Origin of the sequence: Flavobacterium sp., assembly GCF_003525665.1 — a bacterium.
In the GTDB taxonomy this organism is placed as follows: domain Bacteria; phylum Bacteroidota; class Bacteroidia; order Flavobacteriales; family Flavobacteriaceae; genus Flavobacterium.
This window is the reverse complement of record NZ_DQDX01000055.1, coordinates 7,541-16,717: the sequence shown is the minus strand read 5'-3', so window position 1 is coordinate 16,717 and position 9,177 is coordinate 7,541. Positions and strand designations below refer to the sequence as shown.

The 9,177-nt window shown below is 32.8% G+C and carries 6 protein-coding genes; all 6 read left to right on the top strand.

Annotated elements, in window-relative coordinates; all coding sequences use genetic code 11:
* Positions 1-806, top strand: an 806-nt coding sequence (locus tag DIU01_RS03960; RefSeq protein WP_290831948.1) for an OmpA family protein, incomplete at its 5' end; no start/stop codon positions are given.
* A gap of 170 nt (positions 807-976) precedes the next feature.
* Positions 977-3,808: an excinuclease ABC subunit UvrA gene (gene uvrA, locus DIU01_RS03955; RefSeq protein WP_290831947.1), complete on the top strand. Its 2,832-nt coding sequence runs from the start codon at positions 977-979 to the stop codon at positions 3,806-3,808.
* 32 nt (positions 3,809-3,840) lie between these two features.
* Entirely contained in the window at positions 3,841-4,566 is a 726-nt protein-coding gene (locus DIU01_RS03950) for a TIGR00730 family Rossman fold protein (RefSeq protein WP_290831946.1), read from the top strand.
* Positions 4,567-4,648: 82 nt separating this feature from the next.
* Positions 4,649-6,082, top strand: coding sequence for an MBOAT family protein (locus DIU01_RS03945; RefSeq protein ID WP_290831945.1), 1,434 nt, complete (start codon positions 4,649-4,651; stop codon positions 6,080-6,082).
* A 5-nt stretch (positions 6,083-6,087) separates the two neighbouring features.
* On the top strand, positions 6,088-6,978 hold the full coding sequence (locus DIU01_RS03940) for a hypothetical protein (RefSeq protein ID WP_290831944.1): 891 nt from the start codon (positions 6,088-6,090) through the stop codon (positions 6,976-6,978).
* A partial coding sequence (locus tag DIU01_RS03935) for an aminopeptidase (protein ID WP_367221719.1) occupies positions 6,975-9,177 on the top strand: 2,203 nt, incomplete at its 3' end. The genes DIU01_RS03940 and DIU01_RS03935, both read left to right, overlap by 4 nt.

The window sequence follows — 9,177 nt, the reverse complement described above, 5'->3', positions numbered from 1 at the left end:
AACCATTAAACAGTTCTAAAGACGATTTTGGATATTTAATTGATGCTAAATCTAGAATTGGTTATGTAACTTCTAATAGAGATGGCGGTCAAGGTAGCGATGACATCTACAGATTTCAAGAAACTAAAAAGTTAGAATGCGAGCAATTATTAGCTGGTGTTGTAACTGATCAAGAAACTGGTGTAGTTATTGCAAATTCTAAAGTTACACTGGAAGATCAAAATCATAAATTTATCAAAGAATTAATTACTGATTCTGAAGGTAAATTCGATTTCGGAATGGTAGCTTGTGGAACTAAATTTTATTTAATTACACAACGACCAGAATACACTACCAAAGAAACTGCAACTATAACAGCAGAAGAAACTGGAAAAACATTTGTTCCAATTGAACTTGAAAAGGCTGTTAAAAAAGTTACTGTTGGTGACGATGTTGCCAAAGCATTCGGAATCAAAATTATTTATTTCGACCTAGACAAATCATTTATTCGTCCAGATGCAGCATTCGAATTATCTAAAATTTTAGATTTAATGAATGAAAACCCAACGATGGAAATCGATGTTCGTTCGCATACTGATTGTCGTCAAACTGCTGCATACAACGCTGCATTGTCAGACAGAAGAGCAAAATCAACAATTGCTTGGTTAGTGTCTAAAGGAATTGCAAAATCAAGATTAACAGGAAAAGGATATGGTGAATCGCAACTAGTAAACGATTGCGGATGTGAACCTACAAACAAATCAAATTGTAGCGAAGAACAACACCAAGCCAATAGAAGATCTGAATTTATTATTACGAAATTGTAATTATAAATATTATTTAAACCCCGGAAAGCACTCAACATTTGTTGGGTGTTTTTTTTTATATAAAGATTAAAATTATCAATAAAACTCAAGCGAAACCTTTAACAAATTCTTCTTAACAGTCTATCTAAAAATAACGCACAAAATCGTACTTTTGCGTTTTCACTAAAATTATGCTAGAAAACGAAAATACGATTGAAGTAATTGGTGCTCGAGTTCACAATCTCAAAAACATTGATATCACAATTCCAAGAGAACAACTAGTAGTAATTACTGGACTTTCTGGATCTGGCAAATCATCGTTGGCGTTTGATACAATTTATGCCGAAGGTCAACGACGTTACATAGAAACTTTCTCTGCCTATGCACGTCAGTTTCTTGGAGGTTTGGAACGTCCAGATGTTGATAAAATTGACGGACTTTCGCCTGTAATTGCTATCGAACAAAAAACTACTAGCAAATCTCCTCGATCAACCGTTGGAACCATTACAGAAATATACGATTTTCTACGTTTGTTATACGCTCGTGCAGGCGACGCTTTTAGTTACAACACTGGCGAAAAGATGGTTTCGTATTCTGATGAGCAAATCAAGGAATTGATTAAAGAAAATTTTATCGGAAAACGAATTAATGTTTTAGCTCCAATTATCCGAGCTAGAAAAGGTCATTATGCCGAATTATTTCAGCAAATAGCCAAACAAGGTTTTGTAAAAGTTAGAGTGAACGGTGAGATAAAAGACATCACAACCGGAATGAAACTCGACCGATACAAAACACACGATATCGAAATTGTAATTGATCGATTGCAAGTAGAAAATGATGATGATACCGACAAACGTTTATCTGAAAGTATCAAAACCGCAATGTATCATGGCGAAGATGTGATGATGGTAATTGAACATGAAAGTGATGATGTACGCTTTTTTAGTAGAACGTTAATGTGTCCTACAACTGGAATCTCCTATCAAAATCCAGAACCCAATTTGTTCTCATTCAATTCACCAAAAGGTGCTTGCGAACATTGTAATGGTTTAGGAATTATAAACGAAATCAACAGAAATAAAATAATTCCAAATCCAAAATTGTCCATTAATAAAGGTGGCCTTGCTCCTCTTGGCGAATCTAAAAGTTCTTGGATGTTCAAGCAATTGGAAATTATTGGAGAAAAATATAATTTCAAATTAACCGATGCCATCGAAACCATTTCTGAAGAAGCAATGGAAATGATTTTGAACGGTGGAAACGAAAAATTCTCGGTAGTTTCAAAAACCGCTGGTGTCACCAAAGATTATAAAATCGATTTTGAAGGTATTTCTAAATTCATTAAAAATCAATTTGATCAAAGCAATTCGACTTCAATAAAACGATGGGCGAAAGAATTTATGGACGAAATAAATTGTCCCGAATGTCATGGTTCTCGATTGAAAAAAGAATCGCTTTTCTTTAAAATTGAAGATAAAAATATAGCCGAATTATCTGCAATGGATATTTCTGAACTAACCGAATGGTTTCAAAATTTACCTCCAAAATTATCAGAAAAACAAAAAACAATTGCCACTGAAATTCTAAAAGAAATTAACGACCGACTGAAATTTTTATTAGATGTTGGACTAAATTATTTATCATTAAATAGAAGTTCCAAATCACTTTCGGGTGGCGAAGCACAACGTATTAGATTGGCAACTCAAATTGGTTCGCAACTAGTTGGAGTACTTTATATTTTGGACGAACCAAGTATCGGTTTGCACCAACGCGACAACGAACGATTGATTAATTCACTAAAAAATCTACGTGATATTGGCAACTCGGTTTTAGTCGTTGAACACGATAAAGACATGATTGAATGTGCCGATTATGTAATTGATATTGGTCCGAAAGCAGGGAAATATGGCGGTGAAATTATTAGTAAAGGAACACCTGCAGAGTTATTAAAAGAACATACGTTAACTGCACAATATTTGAACGGCGAATTAAAAATCGAAGTTCCTAAAAAGCGTCGTGACGGTAATGGAAAATCAATTAAATTATCTGGTGCAAGCGGAAATAATCTAAAAAATGTAACCGTTGAATTTCCATTAGGAAAACTAATTTGTGTAACCGGAGTTTCTGGAAGTGGCAAATCGACTTTAATAAATGAAACGCTCTACCCTATTTTAAACGCTCATATTTACAATGGTGTAAAAAAGCCACAACCTTATAAAAAAATTGAAGGATTAGAACACATCGATAAAGTTATCGATATCGATCAAAGTCCGATTGGAAGAACTCCGCGTTCAAATCCTGCGACTTATACCGATGTTTTTTCAGAAGTTAGATCGTTGTTTACAATGACTCCAGAAGCGATGATTCGTGGTTACAAAGCAGGACGATTTAGTTTTAATGTTGCTGGCGGAAGATGTGAAACCTGTGAAGGTTCTGGTGTTCGAACGATCGAAATGAGTTTTTTACCCGATGTGTACGTCGAATGCGAAACTTGCATGGGAAAACGTTTCAACAGAGAAACATTAGAAATTAGATACAAAGGAAAATCAATTTCGGATGTATTGAACATGACGGTTGACGAAGCCGTAGATTTCTTTGAAATGATTCCGAAGATTTATCGAAAAGTGAAAACAATTCAAGATGTCGGATTAGGATATATTACGCTTGGTCAACAAAGTACCACACTTTCTGGTGGTGAAGCACAACGTATAAAATTGGCAGCCGAATTATCTAAAAAAGATACCGGAAACACCTTTTATATCATGGACGAACCTACAACTGGTTTGCACTTTGAAGACATTCGTGTGTTAATGGACGTAATTCAAAAGTTGGTTGATAAAGGTAATACGGTATTAATTATCGAACATAATTTAGATGTAATAAAACTAGCCGATTACATTATTGATGTTGGGATGGAAGGCGGAAAAGGCGGCGGAGAAATTCTATGCAAAGGAACTCCAGAAGAAATTGTGAAAAATAAAAAAAGCTATACTGCGCAGTTTTTAAAGAAAGAACTAATTTAGCAAGCTGAAAAAAATTAAAAACAAAAATAGATATGTCAAATAACGAATACAACAACGAAGACGATAAAATTCAGGATAAATTAACGCAAAAAACTTGGAACGAAATTAGAACCAACGATTCTTGGGCGATTTTCAAAATCATGTCTGAGTTTGTAAATGGTTACGAATCTATGGCTAGAATTGGTCCATGCGTTTCCATTTTTGGATCGGCGAGAACAAAACCTGACAATAAATATTATTTGCTTGCCGAAAGTATTGCCTACAAAATCAGTAAAGCCGGATATGGAGTTATCACTGGTGGTGGACCAGGAATTATGGAAGCTGGAAACAAAGGCGCGCATCGTGGCGAAGGAACTTCTGTTGGTTTAAATATTGAATTGCCATTCGAACAACATTACAATCCGTACATCGATAAAGATAAAAACTTGAATTTTGACTACTTCTTTGTTCGAAAAGTAATGTTTGTAAAATATTCTCAAGGATTTGTAGTTATGCCTGGCGGATTTGGAACTTTAGACGAAATGTTTGAAGCAATCACATTAATTCAAACTAAGAAAATCGGGAAATTTCCAATTATCTTAGTTGGTTCAAGTTATTGGTCTGGATTGATGGATTGGGTTAAAACTGTTATGATTGAAGAGCATAAAAACGCCAATATCGAAGATTTAAATTTGATTAAAATTGTCGATACCGAAGACGAAGTAGTAGCAGAATTAGATCGATTCTATAAAAAATACAATTTAAGTCCGAACTTCTAACTGAAATTCAAAACTATAAAATTCCAAATTCCAATTAGTATCTTTGGGGTTTGGAATTTGATTTTTGAAAATTCGTATTGCTATGTTTTTTAACTCCTTACATTTCGCCATTTTCCTTCCAATCGTTTTTATTATGTATTGGTTTGTTGGTCATAAATCTAAAATCAATCAGAACTATATATTAATTTTAGCGAGTTATTATTTCTACTCTTGCTGGGATTGGCGCTTTCTTTTTCTTTTGGTTTTTTCTACTTTATTGGATTATGTTTCGGCGATGAAAATCGAACAAAGTAAAACCCAATCAGAACGAAAATTATGGCTGTGGATTTGCATCTCCATCAATTTAGGATTTCTAGGAATATTTAAATACTACAACTTTTTTGCAGCTTCTTTTGCCGAATTAGTGCAATCGTTTGGCATGACGGCAAGTCCAATTTTACTGAAATTAATTCTTCCTGTTGGAATATCCTTTTACACGTTTCATGGTTTATCCTACATCATCGACATTTATTATGGCAGAATAAAATCGGAGAAAAATTTCGTCGATTATTCGCTGTTTGTAAGCTATTTTCCGCTATTAGTTGCTGGACCAATTGAACGTGCCACTCACCTATTACCACAAATAAAAGTTAGAAGAAAATTCAATTTCAATAAAGCCAAAGAAGGAATTTATCAAATAGTTTGGGGTTTGGTAAAGAAAGTAGTCATCGCCGATTCGTGTGCTATTTACGCCAACGAAATTTTCGATAACTATCAAAATGCGAATTCATTATCATTGGTTTTAGGTGCGGTTTATTTTGCATTTCAAATTTATGGTGACTTTTCAGGTTATTCTGATATTGCTTTGGGAACCTCAAAACTTTTCGGAATTGACCTTCTAAAAAACTTCAATTATCCTTATTTTTCACGAGATATTGCTGAGTTTTGGCGCAAATGGCACATTTCGCTTTCATCCTGGTTTCGCGATTATTTATACATTCCGCTTGGAGGAAGCAAAGGCAATAAACTGTTTCAAGTTAGAAACACGTTCATTATCTTTTTAGTAAGTGGTTTTTGGCACGGAGCAAACATGACTTATGTAGCTTGGGGTTTTATCAACGCGCTGTATTTTCTACCGCTTTTGTTATTAAACAGAAACCGAAAAAATGTAGATGATTTCACCTTAGGCATTAATTTTGAATCAGTAAGAACGCTTTTAAATATTCTAATGACGTTTTCCATAACGTGTTTTGCTTGGATATTTTTTAGATCCAAAACCATAACCGATGCTATAAATTACATCACAAGAATGTTTGAAAACTTAGATTTTTCATCTCAATATTTCAAAATTGAACGATACAATCACGAATTGTTAACGTTACTTGTAGTTTTCATTTTAGTCGAATGGAATAATCGTTCCAAAATCGAACCTATTTCCGGAAAACACAGTTGGTTAAAATTAGGATTGTGCATTGCTGCAATTTTGGCTTTAGGCGTTTTTTCTGATTATAAAGAATTTATTTATTTCCAATTCTAATATTAATGAGGCAGTTTATTATATTTTTAGCAAAAGGTTTGGCAATTATCATTATTACTATGATTTTGCTTGATGTCTTGTACACCGCTGTTTTCATGCAATCTGATTCGAGATCTAAAATAGATTTTTTATACAATTCGAAAGATAAAGAATACGATGTAGTTTTTTTGGGTTCATCACGAGTTAACAATCATTTTGTTCCGAAAATTTTCAACGATAACGGATACAAAACATTCAATTTTGGTATCACTCGTTCAAGATTAGATGAGTCTGCTTTGATGTTAAAACTGATGATTGAACGAAAATACATAATCAAAAACCTTATTCTTCAAGTCGATTTAAACATCAACACCAACGATCATTCCGAAGCGATTCGTTCGTTGTTTATGCCTTACATTCATCAATCGGAAATCATTAGAAATCATTATAAAAACATTGATGAATATCCTAAATTACTCTATATTCCGTTTTATCGTTACATGAATTATGATGCTCGAATTGGGTTTAGAGAAGCTTATAATTCAGCTATTCACAAACCAACAAATGCATTATCATTAGATGGTTTTAATCCATTAACGAAAAATGTACGACCTTTAGTTCCAGCCGATTTATCAAAATACAGTCCAAAACGCAATAAATCTTATGACGAAATTAAGAAACTTTGTCAAGAGAATAATATAAATTTGATAGCAATAACGACGCCTATTTGCATGTCGACAATAAATCGCGAGTATTTTGATCAAATAAAACTAGTCTATCCAGAAATACGTAGCTTTGAGAATGCAGTTACCGATGATAAGTATTTTGCAACTTGTGGTCACATGAACAAAGACGGCGCAATAGAATTTACCAAAGTAGTGTTCAACGCCTATTTTAAACCTAAAAAAGTTAATTGAAAAAGATAATTTACATAGTATTTTTAGTCCATTTTGCCTCGTTTGCACAACATCACTCCAAAATGATGGTTGATGTAGATGTCGAGAAAAAGACTTTAAATGTATACCAAGAATTAACTTTTTCTAACCAATCTAACGATACCATTTCGAGCATCATTTTAAACGATTGGAACAACGCTTATTCCGATAAAAATACGCCGCTTGGCAAACGATTTTCAGATGAATTTATTAGAAATTTTCATTTAGCTTCCGATAAAGAACGTGGCGGAACTTCGGCATTATCAATTGTAGATGAAAATAAGTTTCTCTTAAATTGGAGCCGACCAAAAGACAAACCCGATTTAGTTGAAATACAACTTAATAATTTGATATTTCCGCATCAATCTGCAAAACTAACTTTGACTTATGTTGTAAAAATTCCGAGTGATAAATTTACAAAATATGGCTATAGTTCTGATGAAAGTATTTATCTCAAAAACTGTTTTTTAACGCCTGCACGTTATGAAGATGACGGTTTTATAAAATACAGCAACGTAAATCTTGATGACATAAATAACTCATTGTCCAATTATGATTTGGAGGTAAAAGTTCCTAATGGTTTTACTTTGTTTTCTGAATTAAATCAGGTTGGTATATCTAATTCGATTTATACTTTAACAGGAAAAAATAGATTGGATTTTTCCATGTATTTAGAAAAAAAAATCACCTTTTCTAGCTTTATAAACAATGATTTAACTGTTTATTGCAACTTACAAGACAATCGATTAGACATCATTCAGAAATCTTTAGCAATTGATAAAGTTGTTAATTATGTAACCGAAAATATTGGTCGCTATCCGCACGACAACATCACCGTTTCTCAAATAGATTATGAGCGAAATCCGTTTTATGGTTTGAATCAATTGCCATCATTTATTAGTCCGTTTGAAGATAGTTTTTTGTATGAATTAAAGTTTCTAAAAACCTATCTCAACAACTATTTAAAAAATACATTAAAAATAGATTCGCGAAAAGACAATTGGTTAATCGATGGAATTCAAATCTATACGATGATGAAATACATTGATAATTATTATCCCAATATGAAAATGATGGGTAATGTTTCAAAAATCAAATTGATTCGCGGTTATAACTTGGTTTCGTTAGATTTCAATGAGCAATACAGTTATTTTTATATGCTAATGGCACGAAAAAACCTCGATCAACCACTTGGAAGTCCGAAGAATACTTTAATTAAATTCAACGAAAAAATCGCTTCAAAATACAGAGCTGGATTGAGTTTGAAATATTTAGATAGCTTTTTAGAAGAAGATATTGTACCAAAAAGCATCAAGTATTTTTATAGTTTAAATAAAAATCATCAAACTTCTAGAAGAGATTTTGAAAGCATCATTTTCTTAAATTCAACTAAAAATATCGATTGGTATTTTAAAACAATCATTGATTCTAGAGACATTATCGATTATAAATTTGATAAACTTACCAAAACCAAAGACAGCATTTCCTTTTCATTAACCAATAAAACAACAACCAACGTTCCTATTCCGATTTATGGATTGAAAGGCAAAGAGGTTGTTTTTAAAAAATGGATTGAAGAAGTTAAGAAAGACAGCGTTTATACTTTTGAAAGAAAACAAGCCGATAAAATCGTTATCAATTATAAAAATGAAGTTCCAGAGTTTAATCTTCGCAACAATTGGCAATCGCTAAAACCTTTTAGAATCAGCAACAAACCAGTAAAATTTAATTTCATGAAGGATTTAGAAGATCCTTTTTATAATCAAATTTTGTATGTGCCTACTTTAAAATTCAATATTTATGACGGCTTACTTCCTGGAATGCGTTTTCACAATAAAACCATTTTAGACAAGCCATTTATATTCGATTTAAATCCATCGTATAGTACCAAAACCCAATCATTATCAGGTTCTGGAGTAGTTTCTGTTAACCAATTCAATAGAGATAGTAGATTATTTCAAGTGCGCTATTCTTTTAGTGGTTCGTTGTTTCATTATGCGCCAGATGCTGTTTACACGAGATATAACCCATCGGTTTCGTTACGTTTTAGACAAAATAATTTACGTGATAACAGAAAACAAACGCTGCTTTTTAGACAAGTAACGGTAAACAGAGAGAAATCTGATTTTGTAGTTGAAGATGCGACTGCCGAAAATTACACCGTTTTTAATGCCAAATATT

Coding starts and splice junctions, on each gene's coding strand:
- DIU01_RS03940 (WP_290831944.1), top strand. CDS start 6,088: ATGAGGCAGTTTATTATATTTTTAGCAAAAGGTTTGGCAATTATCATT.
- DIU01_RS03945 (WP_290831945.1), top strand. CDS start 4,649: ATGTTTTTTAACTCCTTACATTTCGCCATTTTCCTTCCAATCGTTTTT.
- DIU01_RS03950 (WP_290831946.1), top strand. CDS start 3,841: ATGTCAAATAACGAATACAACAACGAAGACGATAAAATTCAGGATAAA.
- uvrA (WP_290831947.1), top strand. CDS start 977: ATGCTAGAAAACGAAAATACGATTGAAGTAATTGGTGCTCGAGTTCAC.